Annotated in this window: 19 protein-coding genes; 10 read left to right on the top strand and 9 right to left on the bottom strand. The window is 55.5% G+C overall.

Translation table 11 applies throughout. The annotated features are described in order from the left end of the window. Nucleotides 1–4 precede the first annotated feature (4 nt). From EXW94_RS26630 to EXW94_RS26620, 3 genes are read right to left on the bottom strand one after another with little or no spacing between them, the layout of a single operon-like run. A complete protein-coding gene (locus tag EXW94_RS26630; protein ID WP_174341522.1) occupies nt 5–1,045 on the bottom strand; it encodes an iron ABC transporter permease in 1,041 nt (346 codons plus the stop codon). Next, complete coding sequence (locus tag EXW94_RS26625; RefSeq protein WP_174341521.1) at nt 1,042–2,025, bottom strand: iron ABC transporter permease; 984 nt, start codon at nt 2,023–2,025, stop codon at nt 1,042–1,044. The genes EXW94_RS26630 and EXW94_RS26625 overlap by 4 nt, the downstream gene beginning before the upstream one ends. Further along, nucleotides 2,022–2,834 (bottom strand): ABC transporter ATP-binding protein, encoded by an 813-nt coding sequence (locus tag EXW94_RS26620; protein WP_108416529.1) that lies wholly within the window; start codon nt 2,832–2,834, stop codon nt 2,022–2,024. The genes EXW94_RS26625 and EXW94_RS26620 overlap by 4 nt, the downstream gene beginning before the upstream one ends. Before the next feature lie 383 nt (nt 2,835–3,217). Between EXW94_RS26620 and EXW94_RS26615 the strand changes: the two genes are divergently transcribed. After that, nucleotides 3,218–5,347: a TonB-dependent siderophore receptor gene (locus EXW94_RS26615; RefSeq protein WP_174341520.1), complete on the top strand. Its 2,130-nt coding sequence runs from the start codon at nt 3,218–3,220 to the stop codon at nt 5,345–5,347. Nucleotides 5,348–5,473: 126 nt separating this feature from the next. Here the strand turns inward: EXW94_RS26615 and parE are convergent, their stop codons facing one another. From parE to nudF, 5 genes are read right to left on the bottom strand one after another with little or no spacing between them, the layout of a single operon-like run. Further along, on the bottom strand, nt 5,474–7,366 hold the full coding sequence (gene parE / locus EXW94_RS26610; protein ID WP_029740698.1) for a DNA topoisomerase IV subunit B: 1,893 nt from the start codon (nt 7,364–7,366) through the stop codon (nt 5,474–5,476). Between the two features lie 28 nt (nt 7,367–7,394). Continuing rightward, a complete protein-coding gene (gene yqiA / locus EXW94_RS26605; protein ID WP_042714984.1) occupies nt 7,395–7,976 on the bottom strand; it encodes an esterase YqiA in 582 nt (193 codons plus the stop codon). After that, complete coding sequence (gene cpdA / locus EXW94_RS26600; RefSeq protein WP_042714985.1) at nt 7,976–8,803, bottom strand: 3',5'-cyclic-AMP phosphodiesterase; 828 nt, start codon at nt 8,801–8,803, stop codon at nt 7,976–7,978. Before cpdA ends, yqiA begins: the two co-directional genes overlap by 1 nt. A gap of 27 nt (nt 8,804–8,830) precedes the next feature. Beyond that, nucleotides 8,831–9,253: a DUF1249 family protein gene (locus tag EXW94_RS26595; RefSeq protein WP_003862516.1), complete on the bottom strand. Its 423-nt coding sequence runs from the start codon at nt 9,251–9,253 to the stop codon at nt 8,831–8,833. Then, complete coding sequence (gene nudF / locus EXW94_RS26590; RefSeq protein ID WP_174341519.1) at nt 9,250–9,882, bottom strand: ADP-ribose diphosphatase; 633 nt, start codon at nt 9,880–9,882, stop codon at nt 9,250–9,252. The genes EXW94_RS26595 and nudF overlap by 4 nt, the downstream gene beginning before the upstream one ends. 203 nt (nt 9,883–10,085) lie before the next feature. Between nudF and tolC the strand changes: the two genes are divergently transcribed. From tolC to EXW94_RS26570, 4 genes are all read left to right on the top strand, one after another. Further along, nucleotides 10,086–11,552: an outer membrane channel protein TolC gene (tolC, locus tag EXW94_RS26585; protein ID WP_174341518.1), complete on the top strand. Its 1,467-nt coding sequence runs from the start codon at nt 10,086–10,088 to the stop codon at nt 11,550–11,552. 194 nt (nt 11,553–11,746) lie between these two features. Then, entirely contained in the window at nt 11,747–12,412 is a 666-nt protein-coding gene (locus tag EXW94_RS26580; RefSeq protein WP_108416218.1) for a DUF1190 family protein, read from the top strand. A gap of 2 nt (nt 12,413–12,414) precedes the next feature. After that, nucleotides 12,415–13,575, top strand: a complete 1,161-nt coding sequence (locus EXW94_RS26575; protein ID WP_174341517.1) for a glutathionylspermidine synthase family protein — start codon at nt 12,415–12,417, stop codon at nt 13,573–13,575. A 102-nt stretch (nt 13,576–13,677) separates the two neighbouring features. Further along, nucleotides 13,678–14,835 carry a DDE-type integrase/transposase/recombinase gene (locus EXW94_RS26570; protein ID WP_174339330.1) on the top strand — a complete coding sequence of 386 codons (1,158 nt, stop codon included), beginning with the start codon at nt 13,678–13,680 and terminating at the stop codon, nt 14,833–14,835. A 120-nt stretch (nt 14,836–14,955) separates the two neighbouring features. Here EXW94_RS26570 and ygiD read toward each other — a convergent pair whose 3' ends face one another. Next, a complete protein-coding gene (gene ygiD / locus EXW94_RS26565) occupies nt 14,956–15,744 on the bottom strand; it encodes a 4,5-DOPA dioxygenase extradiol (RefSeq protein ID WP_148400556.1) in 789 nt (262 codons plus the stop codon). Between the two features lie 131 nt (nt 15,745–15,875). Here ygiD and zupT point away from each other — a divergent pair, with 131 nt between their 5' ends. The 5 genes from zupT to EXW94_RS26540 all read left to right on the top strand — a co-directional run bounded on the left by zupT (nt 15,876) and on the right by EXW94_RS26540 (nt 21,815). Then, nucleotides 15,876–16,649 (top strand): zinc transporter ZupT, encoded by a 774-nt coding sequence (gene zupT, locus EXW94_RS26560; RefSeq protein ID WP_108416215.1) that lies wholly within the window; start codon nt 15,876–15,878, stop codon nt 16,647–16,649. A 273-nt stretch (nt 16,650–16,922) separates the two neighbouring features. Then, entirely contained in the window at nt 16,923–17,483 is a 561-nt protein-coding gene (locus EXW94_RS26555) for a fimbrial protein (protein ID WP_126815535.1), read from the top strand. 74 nt (nt 17,484–17,557) lie between these two features. Further along, nucleotides 17,558–19,996, top strand: coding sequence for a fimbria/pilus outer membrane usher protein (locus tag EXW94_RS26550; protein WP_375336653.1), 2,439 nt, complete (start codon nt 17,558–17,560; stop codon nt 19,994–19,996). Between the two features lie 9 nt (nt 19,997–20,005). Then, nucleotides 20,006–20,767: a molecular chaperone gene (locus EXW94_RS26545; protein WP_174341584.1), complete on the top strand. Its 762-nt coding sequence runs from the start codon at nt 20,006–20,008 to the stop codon at nt 20,765–20,767. Continuing rightward, nucleotides 20,751–21,815, top strand: a complete 1,065-nt coding sequence (locus EXW94_RS26540) for a fimbrial protein (protein ID WP_148400553.1) — start codon at nt 20,751–20,753, stop codon at nt 21,813–21,815. Before EXW94_RS26545 ends, EXW94_RS26540 begins: the two co-directional genes overlap by 17 nt. Nucleotides 21,816–21,844: the final 29 nt, after the last annotated feature.

The raw sequence follows: 21,844 nt of genomic DNA, 5'->3' as shown, positions 1-21,844 counted from the left end.
CCCTCTAAAATCGGTCCCGACGCTGCCAGAGCAGCAGCAGGAAAAACGGCCCGCCAATCAGTGAAATCACAATCCCCGCCGGCAGCTGTAGCGGCAAAAATGCCAGACGCCCGACGTTATCCGCCAGCAGCACCAGCAGCGCGCCCAGCACGGCGCTTCCCGTCAGCAATGCTGTTTGCCCACCGCGCAGCAGCAGGCGCGCCATATGCGGCGCAATCAGCCCCACGAAACCCATACTCCCCACACAGGAGACGCAGGCCGCGGTGAGCACGACCGGTGCAAGCACGCGCAGCAAGGCAAGTCGTGAAGTGCGCACGCCAAGCCCGGTCGCGGTGTGGTTACCCAGCAACGCCACGTCGGCGGCGCGTGCGGTAAAGAGCAGCAGCGCGAACGCGGGAAGCGTCCAGGCTGCCGCAATGCTGACCAGCATCCAGTTTGCCGCATGCAGGCTTCCCGCCAGCCACAGCATCGCGGTCTGCACGTCGCGCACGTCCGCGGTAGTCATAAAAACGCCCATTGCGGCGGCAAACGCCCATGACACGCCGATACCCGCCAGGATGAATCGCGGACGGGTAATATCGCGTGCCAGCGCCACCACCAGCAGCGCGGTCAGCAGCCCACCGGCCATGCCAACCAGCGGTCGCCAGTACAGGCTAAGCGCCGGGAACTGAAAAATCAGCAACAGCACCGCCGCGCTACAGCCCTCTTTCACGCCGATAAGCCCGGGGTCAGCAAGGCCATTGCGGGTGATGGACTGCATCGCCGCCCCCGCCATACCGAGCATCGCGCCGCACAGCACCGCCATCAGCAGGCGCGGCAGACGGATATCCATCACGATGTAATGCGTCTCTGCTTCCAGCGTCTGCGGATAAAACAGCGCGCGCCCGATGGCAGAGGCAGGAATGGGCAGCGAGCCGTGGGTCAGACCAAAACTGAGCAGCAAGAAGGCAGCCAGCGATAACAATGCCAGGCATGCCAGCGCTTTTGGACGAACCAGCGCCGAAAGGGGGCCGACGCGTAGCGCACGCAGTCCCGCCCGGCTCATTTGAACATCCTCGACGCCAGGAAGATAAAGACGGGCGCACCGACCAGCGCGGTCATGACGCCGGTTGCCAGCTCATACGGCGTAAACAGCGTGCGGACGGCAACATCCGCCAGCAGGAGAACCAGCGCCCCACACAGGGCCGAAAGCGGCACCATTGCGCGGATGTCCACCGTCACCAGGCGGCGGATCAGCTGTGGTACCACAAGGCCGATAAAACCAATCGGTCCGGCGATGGAGACCGCCGCGCCGCAGAGCAGTGCAATCGCCAGCAGCGCGAACAGGCGCGTCTTCAGCAATGAGACGCCAAGCCCCTGCGCCATTCTGTCGCCCAGCGCCAGCATGTTGAGCGAGGGCGAGAGCCACAGCGCCAGCACAAAGCCAGCGGCAGCAACCCCTGCAGCGCTCCCTATCGTCCCGGCGCTGAGCCCCGCTAAATCTCCCGCCAGCCAGGTGCGCATGGCGAGCAGCGTCTGTTCATCAAGGATTAATATCGCGGCAGTCACCGATGAAGCAAATGCCGACATCGCCACGCCGCACAGCGTGACTTTCATCGGCGTCAGCCCGGTGCGACCAGACGAGGAGAACGTCAGCACCAGCAGAAACAGCGCCGCGGCGCCAACGGCGGCAACGAGCGGGCGACCAAACGGCAGCGACAGCCCCAGCGCGCTGGTGATAACTACCGCCAGCGCCGCCCCTGCATTCAGCCCCAGAATATGCGGCTCGCCGAGCGGGTTACGGATCACCGACTGCAGCAGCACGCCCGCCACGCCGAGCGCGGCGCCCGTCACCATTGCGGCGCAGAGACGCAGCAGCCGGAGCCTGATAATCACGTTATGGTCGAAATTGCGCGGATCAAAATAGAAGAATGCATCCACTACCGTCCGGGGAGCGATAAAGCGCGCGCCGATGCCCAGATGTGCAATCGCGCCCATCGCCAGCAGCAATGTGAATACAAGGAATGCCAGAGAGGTGCGCATCATGGTTGTTCTGCGACCTTTCGAAACGGCATAAAGAACGGCTTTCCGGTCATTGGGTTAACGGACATATGTACGTCGACGTCAAACACCGTTTTGATCAGCGACGGCGTGCAGGTGTCACCTTCATGTAATACACCCTCGACTTTGCCCTGGCGTAAAAAGACCAGCGAATCGCCGTAGTTCACGGCGAAGTTGAGATCGTGCAGCACCACCACCACGGTGCGCCCGTGCTGGCGGGTCAGGGTGTGCAGCAGTTCCAGGATCTCCACCTGATAGCGAAGGTCGAGATACGTCGTGGGCTCATCCAGCAGGATATACGGCGTTTGCTGCGCCAGAGCCATGGCGATCCAGCAGCGTTGACGCTGACCGCCGGACAGGCTTTCAACCGGCAGATGAGCAAACTCTGCCGTTCCGGTCAGGCGTAATGCCTCCTCCACCGCCAGCTCGTCTTCATCACTCCACTGACGCATAACGTTCTGCCAGGGAAAGCGCCCGCGCGAAACCAGTTCAAAAACGGTTAACCCCTCCGGCAACAGCGGAGACTGCGGCAAAATGCCAAGCTGACGGGCGACCGCTTTGGTCGGCTGTTCATGAATGGCTTTGCCATCCAGCACGACGCTGCCGCCAAGCGGCTGTAGCAGACGCGCGAGGGTGCTCAACAGCGTGGATTTGCCACAGCCGTTCGCCCCCACCAGAACGGTCATCTTCCGTTGCGGGATCGCGAGGGAGATATCATCAACGATGATTTTTTTGTGATAACCCGCAGAAAGATTCTCCAGAACCAGTCCCGGTTTTGTCGTGTTATGCGCCACGTGAATGCCAACGTAATGAAAAACCAATAAATAAAAATAAAACTCATTCTCTTTTGAGAAGTTTGCCGCTGCGCCATGTAGTAGTCAAGTGAATAAAAGCCCTGGATAAACCAGGGGTGAACGCAACAGGTAAAGCAAAGTTAAATCAATAAATATCAATCCATTTCAATAAGTTAAATATCAATCACTTTGATTTTAACGGTACGGAAATCACTGTAGTCATTTTTTTACTTTTTCCATTTACTACTACAATCCCGCATGATTGAATGATTCTCAATTACAAGTTCGATGCCATTCAGGCTAACGAACAGACCGTAAGGGCAATGACTCACACATTTTTCCGCGAAGATTGTTTCGCCGGATATTCTGGGAAAACAGATGTAATGGCTAAGTTCACACCTTCATTCTCTGGGGTAAAAGGGCGCGCGCTCTTTTCTCTGTTGTTTATGGCACCTTTGGTACACGCAGCGGCAAACGACGGCGAGACCCTGACCGTTACCGCCGATCCGAATGCGACCCTCGACGCCACCAGCGGCTATCAGCCCCTGAACACCTCCACCGCCACGCTGACCAACATGCCGATGCTGGACATCCCGCAGGTGGTCAATACCGTCAGCAATAACGTGCTGGAAGACCAAAACGCGACCACGCTCGACGAGGCGCTGTATAACGTCAGCAACGTGGTGCAGACCAACACCCTGGGCGGCACGCAGGATGCCTTTGTGCGCCGTGGCTTCGGCGCGAACCGTGACGGCTCGATCATGACCAACGGCCTGCGCACCGTGCTGCCGCGCAGCTTTAACGCCTCAACCGAACGCGTAGAGGTGCTGAAAGGCCCGGCCTCGACCCTGTACGGTATTCTCGACCCCGGCGGCCTGATTAACGTCGTCACCAAACGCCCGGAGAAAACCTTCGGCGGCTCAATTTCTGCCACCTCATCCAGCTTTGGCGGCGGCACCGGTCAGTTTGACGTCACCGGCCCGATTGACGGCACGCGCCTGGCGTATCGCCTGACGGGGGAATATCAGGACGAAGACTACTGGCGCAATTTCGGCACCGAACGCAGCACCTTTATCGCCCCGTCGCTCACCTGGTTTGGCGATGACGCCACCGTGACCGTGCTCTATTCGCATCGCGACTATAAAACGCCGTTCGATCGCGGAACGATCTTCGATCTCAACACCAAAAAAGCTGTCGACGTCGATCGCAAAACCCGCTTTGACGAATCGTTTAACGTCACCGACGGGCAGTCCGATCTCGCGCAGCTCAACGCGGAATATCGTCTTAACAGCCAGTGGACTGCGAAGTTCGACTACAGCTACAGCCAGGATAAGTACAGCGATAACCAGGCGCGCGTGATGGCCTACGATTCAAAAACCGGCAACCTGACCCGCCGCGTGGATGCCACCCAGGGCTCAACCCAGCGGATGCATACGACGCGGGCGGATCTGCAGGGGAACGTGGATATCGCCGGTTTCTACAACGAGATCCTGACCGGTGTGTCGTATGAGAATTACGATCTGCTGCGCACGGATATGATGCGCTGTAAAAACGTCAAAGGTTTCAATATCTACAATCCGACGTATGGGAATCTCGACAAGTGCACCACCGTCTCGGCGTCCGACAGCGACCAGACCATCAAGCAGGAGAGCTACTCCGCCTACGCGCAGGACGCGCTGTACCTGACCGATAAATGGATCGCCGTCGCCGGACTGCGCTACCAGTATTACACCCAGTACGCGGGCAAAGGCCGTCCGTTTAACGTGAATACCGACAGCCGCGACGACCAATGGACGCCGAAGCTGGGGCTGGTGTACAAGCTCACCCCGGCAGTCTCGCTATTTGCCAACTATTCCCAGACGTTTATGCCGCAGTCGTCCATTGCGAGCTACATCGGCGACCTGCCGCCGGAAACGTCTAATGCGTATGAAATCGGTGCTAAGTTTGACCTGTTCGACGGCATTACCGCCAATATTGCGCTGTTTGATATCCACAAGCGCAACGTGCTGTACACCGAAAGCGTGGGTGATGAAACCATCGCCAAAACCGCAGGCCGCGTGCGATCTCAGGGCGTAGAAGTGGATCTTGCGGGGTCGCTGACTGAGAACACCAACATTATTGCCAGCTACGGCTATACCGACGCGAAGGTGCTGGAAGACCCGGACTATGCGGGCAAACCGCTGCCAAACGTGCCGCGCCATACCGGCTCCCTGTTCCTGACCTACGATATTCACAATGCGTTTGCCGGGAATACGCTGACGCTGGGCGGCGGCGGGCATGGCGTAAGCCGTCGTTCCGCAACCAACGGTGCGGATTACTATCTGCCGGGCTATTTCGTGGCGGATGCGTTTGCGGCGTATAAGATGAAGCTGCAGTATCCGGTGACGCTGCAGGTGAACGTGAAAAACCTGTTTGATAAGACCTACTACACGTCGTCCATTGCGACCAACAACCTGGGCAACCAGATTGGCGATCCGCGCGAAGTGCAGTTTACGGTGAAGATGGAGTTTTGACGTCAGTGCGAGGCGTTCCCCTCACCCTAACCCTCTCCCCAGAGGGGCGAGGGGATCGATCGTAGGCCCGGTAAGCGCAGCGCCACCGGGCAAAAAAAAGCCCTGCATCGCAGGGCTTTTTCAGCATCAGGCCTCGATATCCGCCATATCGCCTTTCTCCTGCAGCCAGTTACGTCGGTCTTCCGAACGTTTCTTGGCAAGGAGCATATCCATCATGGCGTTGGTTTGTTGTTCGTCTTCGTCGCTGATCGTTAGCTGTACCAGACGGCGCGTGTTCGGATCCAACGTCGTTTCGCGAAGCTGCATCGGGTTCATCTCGCCCAGCCCTTTAAAGCGCTGCACGTTCGGTTTGCCCTTCTTGCGCTTCAGCTGTTCCAGCACGCCCGCTTTTTCTTCTTCCGTCAGCGCGTAGTAAACCTCTTTACCGAGATCGATACGGTAGAGCGGCGGCAGCGCCACGTGAACGTGGCCGTTTTTCACCAGCGTTTTGAAGTGCTTCACGAACAGCGCGCACAGCAGCGTGGCGATATGCAGACCATCGGAGTCCGCATCCGCGAGGATACAGATTTTGCCGTAGCGCAGCTGGCTCAGATCGTCGCTGTCCGGATCGATGCCAATCGCCACCGAGATATCGTGAACTTCTTGCGAGGCCAGCACTTCATCAGAAGAGACCTCCCAGGTATTCAGGATCTTACCCTTGAGCGGCATGATCGCCTGATATTCACGATCGCGCGCCTGCTTGGCCGATCCGCCCGCCGAGTCTCCTTCCACGAGGAACAGCTCGGTACGGTTGAGATCCTGCGCGGTACAGTCCGCCAGCTTGCCCGGCAGCGCGGGGCCGCTGGTCAGCTTTTTACGCACCACTTTCTTCGCGGCACGCAGACGACGCTGGGCGCTGGAGATCGCCATTTCAGCCAGCATTTCTGCTGCCTGAACGTTCTGGTTCAGCCACAGGGTAAACGCATCTTTCACCACGCCGGAAACGAACGCCGCGCACTGACGTGACGACAGACGCTCTTTGGTCTGACCGGCAAACTGCGGATCCTGCATCTTCACGGAGAGCACGTAGGCGCAGCGATCCCAGATATCTTCCGCAGACAGCTTCACGCCGCGCGGCAGGATGTTGCGGTATTCGCAGAATTCGCGCATCGCGTCCAGCAGCCCCTGACGCAGGCCGTTGACGTGCGTACCGCCCAGCATGGTCGGGATCAGGTTAACGTAGCTTTCGGTCAGCAGCTCGCCGCCTTCCGGCAGCCACAGTAGCGCCCAGTCCACGGCTTCTGTATCGCCGCTAAAGTTACCGACAAACGGTTTTTCCGGCAGCGTTGGCAGGCCGTTTACCGCTTCGCACAGGTAGTCGTTCAGACCATCGGCGTAGCACCAGGTTTGCGCGGTATTGTTAACGTGGTCTGTAAAAGTGATTTCCACGCCCGGACACAGCACCGCTTTGGCTTTCAGCAGGTGCGTCAGGCGAGAAACGGAAAAACGCGGGCTGTCGAAGAAGCTTTCGTCAGGCCAGAAGTGGACGCTGGTGCCGGTGTTGCGTTTTCCGCACGTGCCGACAACCTGCAGATCCTGCACCTTATCGCCGTTTTCAAAGGCGATGTTATAGACCTGGCCGTCGCGACGAACGTTCACTTCCACGCGTTTGGACAGGGCGTTCACGACGGAAATGCCCACGCCGTGCAGGCCACCGGAGAACTGGTAGTTTTTGTTGGAGAACTTACCGCCCGCATGCAGACGACAGAGGATCAGCTCAACGGCAGGCACGCCCTCTTCCGGGTGGATATCCACCGGCATGCCGCGCCCGTCGTCGATAACTTCCAGCGACTGATCGGCGTGCAGGATAACGTCAACGCGTTTGGCATGGCCTGCCAGCGCTTCGTCCACACTGTTATCAATAACTTCCTGGCCCAGGTGGTTTGGGCGCGTCGTATCGGTGTACATCCCCGGGCGGCGGCGAACCGGCTCAAGCCCGGTGAGGACCTCAATGGCATCAGCGTTATAGGTTTGCGTCATGATTTAAACTAGCAATTCGCATTGATTGTCAGTGGCTGTGCAGTCCAAGAAAATCGACAATCTGGGTGAAATGATCCTCAAAGCCCGTGAAAGCATGGTTTCCGCCCTCTTCTATAGTCTGGCGGCAGGATGCGTAATACGCCACTGCCTGGCGGTAATCCAGCACTTCATCACCCGTCTGCTGCAGCAGCCAGATGAGATCCGGCGCTTCAAGCGGGTCGACCTGCATAACTTTGAGATCGTAAATATGGCGTGACTCTAGCACATATTGTTGGCCGGTGTAGGGGTTCTCGTTTTCGCCAAGAAAGTCCCTCAGTAGCTCAAATGGCCGTACCGCTGGGTTAACCACCACTGCGGGCAGCATAAAGCATTGCGACAACCAGGTGGCGTAATATCCTCCCAGCGATGAACCGACCACGCCAAAGGATTCGCCACCGTGTTCGAGGACGATCGATTCCAGCATCTCCGCCGCTTCCGCCGGGTAGGGCGGCAGTTGCGGGACAATCATCTCAACGTGCGGATGATGCTCGCTCAGCCAGTGGCGAAACTGCGTCGCTTTCGCGGAGCGCGGCGAGCTGTTGAACCCGTGAAGATAGAGAAGCGTAGACATCAATAGCCTTCTGAAGCGGTATCGGGGCGGAATTTTGCGCCTGACAAACGGCACACTTCTGTCGTCAGGTTGCCATCGGCATGCAGTTCCAGCCAGCGCCAGCCTGGGGCGATGGTGTCCAGGGTGAAGTTGGCGCAATGCGGCTTAAATTGCACGCAAGTGGACGGCGTGGCGAGCATTCTGCGGCCATTCCAGTCGAGATCCTGTTCCTGATGAATGTGTCCGCACAGCAGATTTTTCACGCGAGGGAAGTTCACCAGCACGCTGTCCAGCGCCGCTGAGTTACGCAGGCTGTGTTGATCGAGCCAGCTGCAGCCCGCTGGCAGCGGATGATGATGAAGCAACAGCAGCGTATTGCGTGCCGGTTCGGCAGCCAGTTTGGTTTCGAGCCAGTCAAGCTGAAACTCGCTTAACTCACCGTGCGGGACGCCAAAGACCTGGCTGTCGAGCAGTAAAATTTGCCAGTGATCCCCTGCAAAAACACACTTCGCCGGGGAGATACCCGACTCCAGGAGCGAACTGTACATGGCAGGCTGGAAATCATGGTTGCCGGGCAGCCATACGCAGGGCACGCTGAAGCTCGCGATGCCTTCAGCAAAATGCTGATAGGCCGCGGAGGACTGATCCTGCGCCAGATCGCCCGTTGCGACAATCAGATCGCAGGCGCGATTTTCGGCGTGAATCGCGTTGAGTACAGCCTGATAGCTCTCCCAGGTATTCACGCCCAGCAGCGTTTCATGCTTTTCGGCAAACAGGTGGGTATCGGTGATTTGTAATATCCTGACTGGCGCCCCACCAGCAACAGTCAGGTTCAACAGGCTTTCCAAATGGTGTCCTTAGGTAGGTTTATGACGCTAACAAACCGGAATCGCCATTGCTCCATGTGCTAAACAATATCTTAGCCAGTCGGCTAAAAACTGGTTAATTTGATGCTTTTCGTCGCGTTGATGCAACTTTTTATTCGGGTAATCATACCGCGCTTTGAAGCGAAAGATCTGCTGGCTCGAACACACTTCAGCGACCATCGCGTCGTGATAAAGGCGCACCGTCATCGACGGCAAGCTCCAGTAGCTAATGCTGGGGGCCGTTTGCTCAATCTCTACCAGAGTAGTGTAGCGCGTTGATTCTGTTATCGTTAACCGATACTGCGCGTTGCTCACCTGATAGCTTACCGTTTCGCCGGGTGCGTCGTTTCGCGGCAGCAGGCGGCGCAGCTGTGCGAAATTGGTTTCGCACAGGCGCATCATTTCTGGGAAGTCAGGCGTATAGCGCTTCATTTTTTCCACTCGTTTCGTAATGTCTGATAATGCAGTTGCAGCCATTGCAGGGCGATGACAGACGCTGCGTTGTCGATTTTCCCCTCTTCTACCCACTGGTAAGCCTGTTCCCGGCTCACCACATGAACCCGAATATCTTCGTTTTCATCTGCCAGACCGTGGATCCCTTCCGCGGTCGTGGCGTCCACTTCGCCCACCATAATGGATAAGCGTTCACTTGTGCCACCCGGGCTTGCCAGATAGCTGAGCACGGGCTTTGTTCTGCCGACAACCAGACCCGCCTCTTCCAGCGCTTCGCGCCGGGTAACGTCCTCGACCGATTCGCCCTCTTCAATCATCCCGGCCACCATCTCCAGCAGCCACGGGCTTTCGCTGACGTCATAAGCGGCGATGCGGATCTGCTCAACCAGCACCACTTCATCGCGCACTGGGTCAAAGGGTAGCAAGACTGCAGCATGCCCGCGCTCAAAAATTTCGCGTCTGATTTCGCCGCTCATCTCGCCGTTAAACAGGCGATGCCTGAAACGGTAAAGATCCATTGAAAAAAAACCGCTATAAAGCGTTTCTCGTGCAATAATTTCTACATCGTTTTTGGCGAATGTGACGGGCAACTTCTCTGTTTTTTGCATAAATCATGTCCTGGTAGCAATGGTGATGAAATGATGAATTTCAAGGCTGTTTGGCTGCCGTTTGTAAGGCTATATGATAGATTGGTGCAAATTACCGCCAGATGGCACGTAACGCCAACCTTTTGGTGTGGATGATTCTGTTAGAATCGGCAATTATTTTTAATTAGATCAGCGCTAATACTGCTTCACAACAAGGAATGCAAATGAAGAAATTGCTCCCCATCCTTATCGGCCTGAGCCTGACGGGCTTCAGTGCAATGAGCCAGGCGGAAAACCTGTTACAGGTCTACCAGCAGGCACGTCTGGGCAACCCTGATTTACGTAAATCAGCGGCCGATCGTGATGCTGCGTTTGAAAAGATTAACGAAGCGCGTAGCCCGCTGCTGCCGCAGTTAGGTTTAGGTGCAGATTACACCTACAGCAACGGTTTTCGCGACGCTAACGGCGTTAACTCCAATGCCACCAGCGCATCACTGCAGTTAACCCAGACGCTGTTTGACATGTCCAAATGGCGCGCCCTGACCCTGCAGGAAAAGAGCGCGGGTATTCAGGATGTGACGTATCAGACCGATCAGCAGACGCTGATCCTCAATACCGCCACCGCGTACTTCAACGTGCTGAGCGCGATTGACGCACTCTCCTATACCGAAGCGCAGAAACAGGCGGTTTACCGTCAGTTAGATCAAACGACCCAGCGTTTCAACGTGGGTCTGGTCGCGATTACTGACGTGCAGAACGCCCGCTCACAGTACGACACCGTGCTGGCTAACGAGGTGACTGCCCGTAACAACCTCGATAACGCGCTGGAATCCCTGCGTCAGGTCACCGGTAACTACTATCCAGAGCTGGCGTCCCTGAACGTGGACAGCTTTAAAACGGATAAACCGCAGGCCGTAAACGCCCTGCTGAAAGAGGCGGAAAACCGCAACCTGGCGTTATTGCAGGCGCGTCTGAGCCAGGACCTGGCCCGCGAACAAATCCGTCAGGCGCAGGACGGCCACCTGCCAACCCTGAGCCTGAGCGCGTCAACCGGTGTCTCTGATACCAGCTATAGCGGCTCTAAAACCAATACGTCCCAGTATGACGACAGCAATATGGGCCAGAACAAAGTGGGCCTGAGCTTCTCTCTGCCGCTGTACCAGGGCGGTCAGGTTAACTCGCAGGTGAAACAGGCGCAGTACAACTTTGTTGGCGCGAGCGAGCAGCTGGAAAGCGCCCACCGCAACGTGGTGCAGACCGTGCGTTCCTCCTTCAACAACGTGAACGCCTCGATCAGCAGCATCAACGCGTATAAACAGGCCGTTGTCTCTGCCCAGAGCTCTCTGGATGCGAACGAAGCGGGTTACTCCGTCGGTACCCGTACCATCGTTGACGTCCTGGACGCAACCACCACGCTGTACAACGCGAAACAGCAGCTCTCCAGCGCACGTTACCAGTACCTGATTAACCAGCTGAATATCAAGCAGGCGCTGGGTACGCTTAACGAGCAGGATCTGCAAATGCTGAACAGCACGCTGGGCAAACCAGTGTCGACTTCACCGGAAAGCGTTGCACCGGAGAACCCGCAGCAGGTTGCCGCGGTGGATAACTACAACGCTGAAGGTGGCGCGCCTGCTGCACAACCAGCGGCAGCACGTACCAACACCGGCAGTAATCCGTTCCGTAACTAAGCATTGCCCGATAGCGCTTCGCTTATCGGGCCTACTTGATCGTAGGCCGGGTAAGCGCAGCGCCACCCGGCGCAAAATCACATCCGAACGTAAGCCAACGTAAAGATCCCCCTGATTCCGCCCCTCTTCGCTTCATTTTCAACCACTCATCCTCTATCCTGAGCGTTATTACCACTGGGTCCTGGAAGACAAACATGAAACGGACAAAAACGATGAATCACGCGTCGTTCCGCAAAAGCTGGAACGCACGTCACCTCACCCCAGTTGCACTGGCGGTCACCGCCGTCTTTATGCTGGCAGGCTGTGAGCAAAGCGACGAAACGGTCTCGATGTATCAAAACGCGGACGACTGCTCGGCCGCAACCGGTAAAGCCGCGGAATGTACGACGGCTTATAACAGCGCGCTGAAAGAAGCGGAACGTACCGCACCGAAATATGCTTCGCGCGAAGACTGCGTGGCGGAATTCGGCGAAGGCCAGTGCCAGCAGGCGCCTGCTCAGGCAGGCATGGCACCGGAAAACCAGGCGCAGGCGCAGTCCAGCGGCAGCTTCTGGATGCCGCTGATGGCGGGCTACATGATGGGCCGCATGATGAGCGGCGGCGCGGGCTACCAGCAGCAGCCGCTGTTTAGCTCCAAAAACCCAAACAGCCCGGCATACGGTAAATACACCGACGCCACCGGTAAAAACTACGGTGCAGCAACGCCTGGCCGTACCACTACCGTGCCTAAAACGGCGATGGCACCTAAGCCAGCGACCACCAGCACCATCACCCGTGGCGGCTTCGGTGAGTCTGTGGCGAAACAAACCACCATGCAGCGTAGCGCGACCGGTACCTCTACTCGCTCAATGGGCGGCTGATCATGGAACGAGTCAGTATTGTTGAGCGCCCGGACTGGCGCGAAAAAGCCACCGAGTACGGTTTTAACTTCCATACCATGTACGGCGAGCCGTACTGGTGTGAGGATGCTTACTATAAGCTCACGCTTGCCCAGGTTGAAAAGCTGGAAGAGGTCACCGCAGAGCTGCACCAGATGTGCCTGAAGGTTGTTGAGAAGGTTATCGACAGCGATGAGCTGATGACCAAATTCCGCATTCCGAAGCACACCTGGAGCTTTGTACGCCAGTCGTGGAAAACGAACCAACCTTCACTTTACTCTCGCCTCGATCTCGCCTGGGATGGCGTGGGTGAACCTAAGCTCCTGGAAAATAACGCCGATACGCCAACCTCCCTGTATGAAGCGGCATTCTTCCAGTGGATTTGGCTGGAAGATCAAATCAATGCTGGAAACCTGCCGGAAGGAAGCGACCAGTTCAACAGCCTGCAGGAAAAGCTGATTGAGCGTTTCGCCGAACTGCGCGAACAGCACGGCTTCAATCTGCTGCACCTCGCCTGCTGCCGCGACACGGAAGAAGACCGTGGAACGGTGCAGTATCTGCAGGATTGTGCAGCAGAAGCGGAAGTGGCGACAGAGTTCCTCTATATCGAAGATATTGGTCTGGGGGAGAAAGGTCAGTTTACCGACACGCAGGACCAGATCATCAGCAACCTGTTCAAGCTCTACCCGTGGGAGTACATGCTGCGCGAGATGTTCTCCACCAAGCTGGAAGACGCTGGCGTGCGCTGGCTGGAGCCAGCGTGGAAGAGCATTATCTCCAACAAAGCCCTGCTGCCGATGCTGTGGGAGATGTTCCCGAACCATCCGAACCTGCTGGCGGCGTACTTTGCGGAAGACGATCACCCGCAAATGGAAAAATACGTCGTTAAGCCGATCTTCTCCCGCGAGGGGGCAAACGTCTCCATCATCGAAAACGGCAAAACGCTGGAAGCGGTTGAAGGACCTTACGGCGAAGAAGGGATGATCGTCCAGGAGTTCTGGCAACTGCCGAAGTTTGGCGACAGCTATACCCTGATTGGCAGTTGGCTCATCAACGATCAGCCAGCCGGGATTGGTATTCGCGAAGATCGCGCGCTGATCACCCAGGATCTGTCACGGTTTTATCCGCATATTTTTGTGGAGTAAGACTTGCCCGGTGGCGCTACGGTATGAACCGGAAACATGGGTAACACTTTAGACCGGATACATGGGTAACAGTTATAACTGGCATAGAAGAGGAGACTCGCTATGCCCTGGACTGAGACCCGACCTATGCAACGCCTTGATTTTATCCGTGCCTGCCATGCAGGTACGGACTCCTTCTCCGCGCTTTGCCGTCTTTTTGGCATCAGCCGTAAAACCGGCTATAAATGGCTTCAGCGTTTTGACCCCGCTGACCTGTCATCTCTCTCTGACCGGTCGCGCGCGCCACACTCCCACTCCCGGACGGTTCCTGATGATATCGCCGGACAGCTTACGGCCCTGAGGCAAAAACACCCTGACTGGGGTCCGAAAAAACTGCGGATGTGGCTGCTCAATCATCATGTCGATTTTACCGTACCTGCTGCCAGCACTATCGGCGATATCCTCAAGCGTGAAGGCCTGGTTCCGGATAAAAAGCGAAAACGCAGGACCCCGGGCAATCGCCAGCCCCTGACCACCATCAGTGAGAACAATCAGGTCTGGAGCGCTGATTTTAAAGGCAAGTTCAGGCTGCTGAGCAGAGAGTACTGCCATCCCTTCACCCTGACCGACAATCACAGCCGGTATCTTCTGAGCTGCCGGGGAACCGACCGGGAGAGTGAGCCCTTCGTCAGACAGTGCCTGACGGATGCGTTCCTGGAATACGGTCTGCCGGAAGTGCTCAGAACCGATAACGGTCAGCCCTTCGCGGGAACAGGGATAGCCGGACTAAGTCGTCTTGCCGTCTGGCTAATCAAGCTGGGCATCAGGCCTGAGCGTATCAGGAAGGGGCATCCGGAAGAAAATGGCCGTCATGAGCGAATGCACCGCTCCCTGAAAAGTGCGGTGAAACAGGGCAACACCTTCATGACGATGGAAGAACAACAGCGGTGGTTCAGTGACTACCGGGAAGAATTTAACCACGAAAGGCCGCATGAAGCTCTGGCGGGTGCAACGCCCGGAACGGTATGGCACCCCTCGAACCGACACTGGGATGGCCGTGTTCCTGAATACGCGTATCCGGAAGGCGGTACGGTCTACAGGGTAAAATCGCGGGGGACACTCTATATGGGGAAAAAGGGGACGGTGTTCCTGAGTGAAGCGCTGACTGATGAGTACATCATGCTGGAAGAACAGGATGATGGCCTTGAGGCCATCATCTTTAACGGAATAACGCTTGCGTACTACGACCGAAAAACCGAGAGTGTGCTCCGGATAGACTGAAAAGTGTTACCTATGTTCCCGGTCTGATCTGTCACCTATGTATCCGGTCATACACTACGCTTACCGGGCCTACGCGCGACATGTAGGCCGGGTAAGGCGAAGCCGCCACCCGGCATGTTTTTACCCAATCTGCACCGACAGCATACTCAAACTGCCCATCTCAATACCATCAACCGGAATGGTAATCGGCTCCTGACCGTCCCATGCGCCTAATACATAAAGCAGCGGCAGGAAGTGTTCCGCCGTAGGGTTAGAGAGCGAACCGCCTTCGTGATCCAGATAGTTCACCAGCGGATGCGCCTCACTCGGGCCTTGCCACGTCAGGTTTGCTTTGACGTAGTCGTTAAACGAGGTTGCCCACGGGTACGGCGTGTTCTCACCGTGCCAGCGCGCCGTACGTAGGTTATGCACCACGTTACCACTCGCCACCAGCATGATGCCTTCATCACGCAGGGTTGCCAGCTTGCGGCCCATCTCCAGATGCCAGGCGGCAGGTTTGGTGCTGTCGATGCTCAACTGCACCATTGGGATATCGGCATCCGGGTACATCTTAATCAGCACGCCCCAGGAGCCGTGGTCAAAGCCCCAGGCTTCTTTATCCAGCGTGACCGGAACGGGAGCCAGTAAATCAACCAGCTGTTGCGCCAGTTCAGGCGAACCCGGCGCAGGATAATGCGTGTCGTACAGCGCCTGCGGGAAGCCGCCGAAATCATGGATGGTCTTTGGTGCTTCCATCGCGGTGACGCCCGTACCACGGGTAAACCAGTGTGCAGATACCACCACAATCGCCTTCGGACGCGGCAACGTCTCGCCCAGATGACGCCAGGCGCGGGTATAGACGTTATCTTCCAGAACGTTCATTGGGCTACCGTGGCCTAAAAACAGTGCTGGCATACGTGAAGAAGTCATGGTGATATCCTTAGAGATATTGGCAATTTGATGGTGCTACATTACGCGCGATCGCGTGCAGATAAACGCAGATAAGCATGAAGATCATCATCAGGAAATTTGAATATCAGGTACAGCGTAAGGAGGGATGAATGTCAGTACCTTTAATTCTGACAATACTGGCGGGGGCAGCCACCTTTATTGGCGCGATCCTCGGCGTGCTCGGACAAAAACCGTCTAATCGCGTGCTGGCCTTCTCACTGGGCTTTGCCGCCGGGATTATGCTGCTCATCTCGTTAATGGAGATGCTCCCTGCGGCACTGGGTACCAGGGGCATGTCGCCCATTCTGGGCTACGGCATGTTTGTACTGGGCCTGCTGGGCTACTTTGCCCTCGACCGCATGCTGCCTCATGCACATCCGCAGGATTTAATGCAGAAAAACGTTACCCCCCTGCCGCGCAATATCAAGCGTACCGCCATTCTGCTGACGCTCGGTATCAGCCTGCATAACTTCCCGGAGGGGGTCGCCACCTACGTGACGGCCAGCAGCAATCTGGAGATGGGCTTTGGCATCGCCCTGGCGGTGGCCTTACACAATATCCCTGAAGGACTGGCCGTTGCCGGACCGGTTTATGCTGCGACCGGCTCAAAACGCACGGCCGTATTCTGGGCGGGGATCTCCGGGATGGCCGAAATCCTCGGCGGGGTGCTGGCGTGGCTGATCCTCGGCAGCCTGGTGTCTCCGGTCGTGATAGCAGCCATTATGGCGGCGGTCGCGGGGATTATGGTCGCCCTCTCTGTGGATGAACTGATGCCGCTGGCAAAAGAGATCGATCCGAATAACAACCCCAGCTATGGCGTACTGTGCGGGATGTCGGTGATGGGCCTGAGCCTGGTGTTGCTGCAAACAGCAGGTATTGGTTGAGCGTTTTGCCTCCGTTAAACGCGGAGGCATTATTTCCTTATTTTGTCGAAGACAATCTACATTATTTTTATTCTCTTTAATTATTTCGAATATCTCCGGGTAAAACAGTAACTATATGCACCGCTTACAATAACCAGTAATTATAATTTAATATTTCCTTAAAATGAGTTTTAGCCAATTTAATCGCCCCCTCACCTCTTTAGCCCGTATACTTTGCGAGTATTCTGAAATTTAATATTCAGTTTATGAATTCATTTGAAAAAGGATATTTTCATGCATATGGGTAAAAAACTACTGTTAGCGGTTGCAATGACTGCCATTGTCTCGGGTTCTGCATTTGCTGACGATCAGGGTTCTGGCAAAATCAAATTCAAAGGTGTAGTTATTGATGCGCCTTGCAACATTGCACCAGATAGCGTTGATAAAGAAGTGGATCTCGGTGAAGTGACCACAGCAGTTATCAATGCCAACAAGAAATCTACCGCTGTTCCGGTTGATATCAATCTGGAAAACTGCCAGCTTGACGATCCGGCCGATGAGACTGACACTCCAATTACCAAAGTCGATGTCACCTTCACCAGCGCAGCAACAGACGCAACTGACACCAGCCTGATGAGCAACACCTATGCAAGCGGTGCTCAGAACGTTGGCGTTCGTCTGCTGGATAACGCCGAAGCCAACATTACGCTGGGTGCAGCTAATGAAGTTGCCCTGCTGGCAGGTTCAACGACTCAGACTCTTCACTTCAAAGCATTAATGGAAGTGCTTGCAGGCAAAACCGCTACGGCGGGTCAGGTTGAAGCAACTGCCAACTATGTTCTGATGTACAAATAATAACATCACGTCACGGTATAAACCGGCTGGCATTTAATGCAGCCGGCAATCTATATTTTTTGAGTAACAGGACGATGACATATAAATTACAATGGATAATTATTATTACGTCCCTGTTAATGACGAAACTTGGCTCCGCTACCGAATTCAACATCAATGCCATTGATAAAGATCAGCGTGGCAGCGTTGATTTATCCCTTTTTAAAGATCAAATATCCGTCACGCCAGGCAACTATTTCGTTAGCGTTTCAATTAATGATATTCCGCTGGCGAACGGCTGGGAGCTTCGTTGGCGGGAGATAAAAAATAGCATACAAGTCTGTATTCCACCCGAGCTGGCCGATACGTTTGCACTTCAAGACTCCATCCGTAGCGCATTGCCTGAAAAAGACGGGTGCGTCGACTTTACGTCCAAACCGGATATTAAATTTACCTTTGAGCAAGCCAGCCAAACATTAAAAGTCACTATCCCCCAGGCGTGGCTACAGTACCGCGCTGCCGACTGGATGCCGCCCTCAACCTGGGAAAACGGCGTGCCCGGCGTGCTGCTGGATTACAACATTTTTGCCAGCCATTATCAGCCAAATGATGGCAGCAGTACCGACAATGCGAACACTTACGGAACGGTGGGTGCCAATATGGATGCCTGGCGGCTGCGCAGCGATTATCAGTACACGCAAACCCATACTGACACGGGTTCAGAAAATGATGGTCGCTTTTCACGTGTCTATATGTTCCGCCCTCTCCCGTCGCTCGGCGCCAAACTTACGCTAGGGGAAACAGATTTCCAGTCCGCTATTTTTGATGCTTTCACCTATACCGGTGCATCCCTGATTAGCGATGAGCGCATGCTGCCGTGGTCGCTACGGGGTTACGCGCCACAAATTACCGGGATAGCGCAAACCAACGCCACGGTCACCGTCAGCCTTGCCGATCGCGTGATTTACCAGAGCAAGGTCCCGCCCGGTCCCTTTGTAATTCAGGATCTTAACCAGTCTGTCCAGGGCACGCTGGACGTCAAAGTAACGGAAGAAGACGGGCGCGTCAGCACCTTCCAGGTCTCCGCAGAATCGGTCCCGTTTTTAACCCGCAAAGGTCAGGTTCGCTACAAGCTGGCGACCGGGAAAGCGCGCAAAGACGCTTCGCATGACGTTGAAGATAACGCGTTTCTGAGCGGTGAATTCTCCTGGGGGATGCTGTCACAAACCTCCCTCTATGGCGGTACGCTCGCCGATGGCGACCATTACCGTTCCGTCGCTGCCGGCATCGGACAAAACATGGAGTACCTGGGTGCCCTCTCTTTTGACGTCACACAGGCTACCAGCCAGTTGCCCAATCAGAATAGCCAGACGGGCTACAGCTACCGCTTTAACTACAGTAAACGTTTCGATACCACAGGCAGTCAGCTTACGCTCGCCAGCTATCGCTACTCAGACCCTCAGTTCCTGAGCTACGCCCGTTTTCTGGATGATGACAATAACGATCGGCAGTCCGAAAAACAGACGCTCAGCGTGACGGCCAGCCAATACATTTCGGCGTTATCACTCAACCTCTATGTAAACATGCTGCGTCAAACCTGGTGGAACGACTCGCCTTCCACAACGGGCAGCGTGACCGCTGGCTACAACTTTGACCTGGGTCGCTGGAAAAACCTGGGCGTCACCCTGTCGTGGAGTAAAACGCATTATGAAGATGAAGACGACGATACGCAGTTCTATCTCTCATTGAGCGTGCCGCTCGATCCCGATCATCGACTGAATTACGACCTGCGCAACAGCGACAGTCTCAGCCAGAACGTATCGTGGTATGACACATCAGACCGCAATAATACCTGGGGTGTTTCCGCAGGCACCGAGAGCGAGAAGTCAGATGCTGGTGCGCAGGTGGGCGGCAACTATCAACATTATTCCCCTTATGGCGATCTGAATCTTTCCGGGAGCTATAAGGCTAATGAATACAATTCCCTGAGCGCCAGCTGGAACGGCTCGTTTACTGCAACGGCGAAAGGTGCCGCCCTGCACCGCCGCAGCTACGGTAATGAACCGCGCGTGATGGTCAGCACCGACGGCGTAGGCAACATCCCGCTGAACATGTCGCGGGATGAAACAAACCGGTTTGGCATTGGCGTTTTACCGTCCATCTCCAGCTATTCGCCCTCCAGCGTGCAGGTCAATATGAACAACCTGCCCGATGGCGTGGACGTGGACACCCGCGTCGTCACCTCAACCTGGACAGAAGGCGCGATTGGATTCCGTCAGATTGCCACGCGTGCAGGCAACGATATTACAGGCATCTTACGCACCGCATCCGGCACGCCGCCGCTGGGTGCGGTTGTTCGCCTGCAGGAAAACGACCGGCAGATTGCCATGGTCGCCGATGACGGCCACGTCTGGCTCGGTGCCGTAGAGCCAGAACAACAGTTCCGCGTAACGTGGGGAGACAATCAGCAGTGTCGCTTCGCGTTACCTTCACACCTTGAAAACAGTATGCAGTTGATACTGCCATGTCAGTAAGAAACCATGATGAAATTAACCCTACTCAAAAGCCTGTGCCTGATGCTGGCCGGCGCAGCATTCACCACCCACGCGGCCGTAAACCTCGACCGCACGCGCATTGTCTTCCCGGAAAGCGACAAAGCCAGCAGCCTGAAGGTTGAAAACCAGAGCAAGGCGTTGCCTTATCTGGCGCTCTCCTGGATTGAAGATGAAAAAGGCCGGAAAGAAGACACGCATTTCATGGCGCTCCCTCCCATTCAACGCCTTGAAGCGGGCTCCGCGTCGCAGATCAGGTTCGTTAAGCAAGCAGCCACCAGCCAGTTGCCGAAAGACAGAGAATCCCTGTTTTATTTCAACCTGCGCGAAGTGCCGCCGAAAAGCAGCAGCGCCAGCGAGGAACGCAGCGTCATGCAGGTCGCGATGCAGAGCAGGATCAAACTGTTCTGGCGTCCAAAAGCGATTACCAAAAAGCCCGGTGAGCTGGCGGAAATGCGCATGGAAATTTCAGCCAATGCCAAAGGGATGACCGTGCATAACCCCACGCCGTATTACATCACCCTCGCGTGGCTCAGCAAGAATGCTAAGACCATGCTCCCGGGCTTTGACAGCCTGATGATCGCGCCTTTCGCTACAGCAACCACGTCTACGGGTGACTATCACGGTAATTATTACAGCATCGGTTACATCGACGATTACGGTGCGCTGAAAAAGGTCGACGTGCAGTGTGCGGGAACGGCGCAGTGCACGCTCAGCGAAAGGAAGATCGAAAAAGATGCAAAATCTCGCTAAGGTATTGTTTATATTGCTGCTCTCAGTGCTGCCTTTAAAAGACGCGCTGGCACTTGACTGCTACCTGGGCGGTTCCGGCGGCCCCGTTGAAGAGGTCAAAACGATCTCTCCGTTTGCTATTCCCAGTAATGCGCAGGTGGGTGAAAAAATCTGGGAGTCAGATGACATCAAAATCCCGGTGACGTGCGATCACAACGTCACAAGCAGTTTTCAACCTGAAGACGTTTTTGGCTGGGTGAACCCATATCCTTCTGCTACCGATCCCTATTATGAACTTGGGGTAACCTATGAAGGGATAGACTACGATGCAACAGGCCAGCCCAACGGCGTCGATACCCGACAGTGTCTGGACAACCAAAACATCACAATTTATACCCCTGACCAGATTCGACAAATGGGATGGGAAAATCGCATCTGTTCCGGTAACCCGGACGATATTCACACTTCACGTACTTTTGTCGCTCGCCTGCGTTTATACGTCAAAATCAAAGCGATGCCGCCCCACGGCTACGTCAGCTCTCTGGGGGATTACATCGTCGTGCAGTTTGACGGAAAAGGTGGGGTTAACCAGATGGTGGACGCGAAAAACCTCAAATATCATATTAACGGCCTGCAAAATATTACCGTTCTGGACTGCGGGGCGACGTTCAGTATTTACCCTGAGAACCAGGAGATTGATTTCGGCACTTTTAGCGCGCGCGACATTGTGAATCAGCAGACGCGCACTCGCACATTTTCGGTACGAACAACCAAAGTGCAGGATGCGCAATGTTCAGATGGGTTCAAAATGGATTCGTCGTTCTATACCACAGAGTCACTCAGCACCGACGATACGGCGTTATTGGTCGGGAACGGCTTAAAGCTGCGGATCCTTAACGAAACGCAGCAGCCCTACACCTTCAACCACTATGAAGAGTATGCTGATTTTACGGGCAGCACGTTGCAATATGAGCAAACCTACACGGCAGAGCTATCGCCCGTAGAGGGTCAAGCCATTCAGTCCGGCCCGTTCGAAACGGTAGTGCTGTTCAAAATTAACTATCACTAGACACAAAAAAGCCGGGTTTCCCCGGCTTT

It is taken from the genome of Enterobacter sp. JMULE2 (assembly GCF_013337145.1).
Classification (GTDB): Bacteria; Pseudomonadota; Gammaproteobacteria; order Enterobacterales; family Enterobacteriaceae; genus Enterobacter; species Enterobacter mori.
The sequence above is the reverse complement of the archived record's forward strand: the minus strand, read 5'-3'. Positions and strand labels throughout refer to the sequence as shown.

What these genes read in the sequence shown, in the direction of transcription:
- EXW94_RS26630 (WP_174341522.1), bottom strand. Translation starts at nt 1,045, where the DNA reads ATGAGCCGGGCGGGACTGCGTGCGCTACGCGTCGGCCCCCTTTCGGCG.
- EXW94_RS26550 (WP_375336653.1), top strand. Translation starts at nt 17,558, where the DNA reads ATGACATATAAATTACAATGGATAATTATTATTACGTCCCTGTTAATG.
- nudF (WP_174341519.1), bottom strand. Translation starts at nt 9,882, where the DNA reads ATGCAAAAAACAGAGAAGTTGCCCGTCACATTCGCCAAAAACGATGTA.
- tolC (WP_174341518.1), top strand. Translation starts at nt 10,086, where the DNA reads ATGAAGAAATTGCTCCCCATCCTTATCGGCCTGAGCCTGACGGGCTTC.
- zupT (WP_108416215.1), top strand. Translation starts at nt 15,876, where the DNA reads ATGTCAGTACCTTTAATTCTGACAATACTGGCGGGGGCAGCCACCTTT.
- EXW94_RS26615 (WP_174341520.1), top strand. Translation starts at nt 3,218, where the DNA reads ATGGCTAAGTTCACACCTTCATTCTCTGGGGTAAAAGGGCGCGCGCTC.
- EXW94_RS26595 (WP_003862516.1), bottom strand. Translation starts at nt 9,253, where the DNA reads ATGAAGCGCTATACGCCTGACTTCCCAGAAATGATGCGCCTGTGCGAA.
- EXW94_RS26580 (WP_108416218.1), top strand. Translation starts at nt 11,747, where the DNA reads ATGAAACGGACAAAAACGATGAATCACGCGTCGTTCCGCAAAAGCTGG.
- EXW94_RS26570 (WP_174339330.1), top strand. Translation starts at nt 13,678, where the DNA reads ATGCCCTGGACTGAGACCCGACCTATGCAACGCCTTGATTTTATCCGT.
- EXW94_RS26545 (WP_174341584.1), top strand. Translation starts at nt 20,006, where the DNA reads ATGAAATTAACCCTACTCAAAAGCCTGTGCCTGATGCTGGCCGGCGCA.
- yqiA (WP_042714984.1), bottom strand. Translation starts at nt 7,976, where the DNA reads ATGTCTACGCTTCTCTATCTTCACGGGTTCAACAGCTCGCCGCGCTCC.
- EXW94_RS26540 (WP_148400553.1), top strand. Translation starts at nt 20,751, where the DNA reads ATGCAAAATCTCGCTAAGGTATTGTTTATATTGCTGCTCTCAGTGCTG.
- ygiD (WP_148400556.1), bottom strand. Translation starts at nt 15,744, where the DNA reads ATGACTTCTTCACGTATGCCAGCACTGTTTTTAGGCCACGGTAGCCCA.
- parE (WP_029740698.1), bottom strand. Translation starts at nt 7,366, where the DNA reads ATGACGCAAACCTATAACGCTGATGCCATTGAGGTCCTCACCGGGCTT.
- EXW94_RS26625 (WP_174341521.1), bottom strand. Translation starts at nt 2,025, where the DNA reads ATGATGCGCACCTCTCTGGCATTCCTTGTATTCACATTGCTGCTGGCG.
- EXW94_RS26575 (WP_174341517.1), top strand. Translation starts at nt 12,415, where the DNA reads ATGGAACGAGTCAGTATTGTTGAGCGCCCGGACTGGCGCGAAAAAGCC.
- EXW94_RS26555 (WP_126815535.1), top strand. Translation starts at nt 16,923, where the DNA reads ATGCATATGGGTAAAAAACTACTGTTAGCGGTTGCAATGACTGCCATT.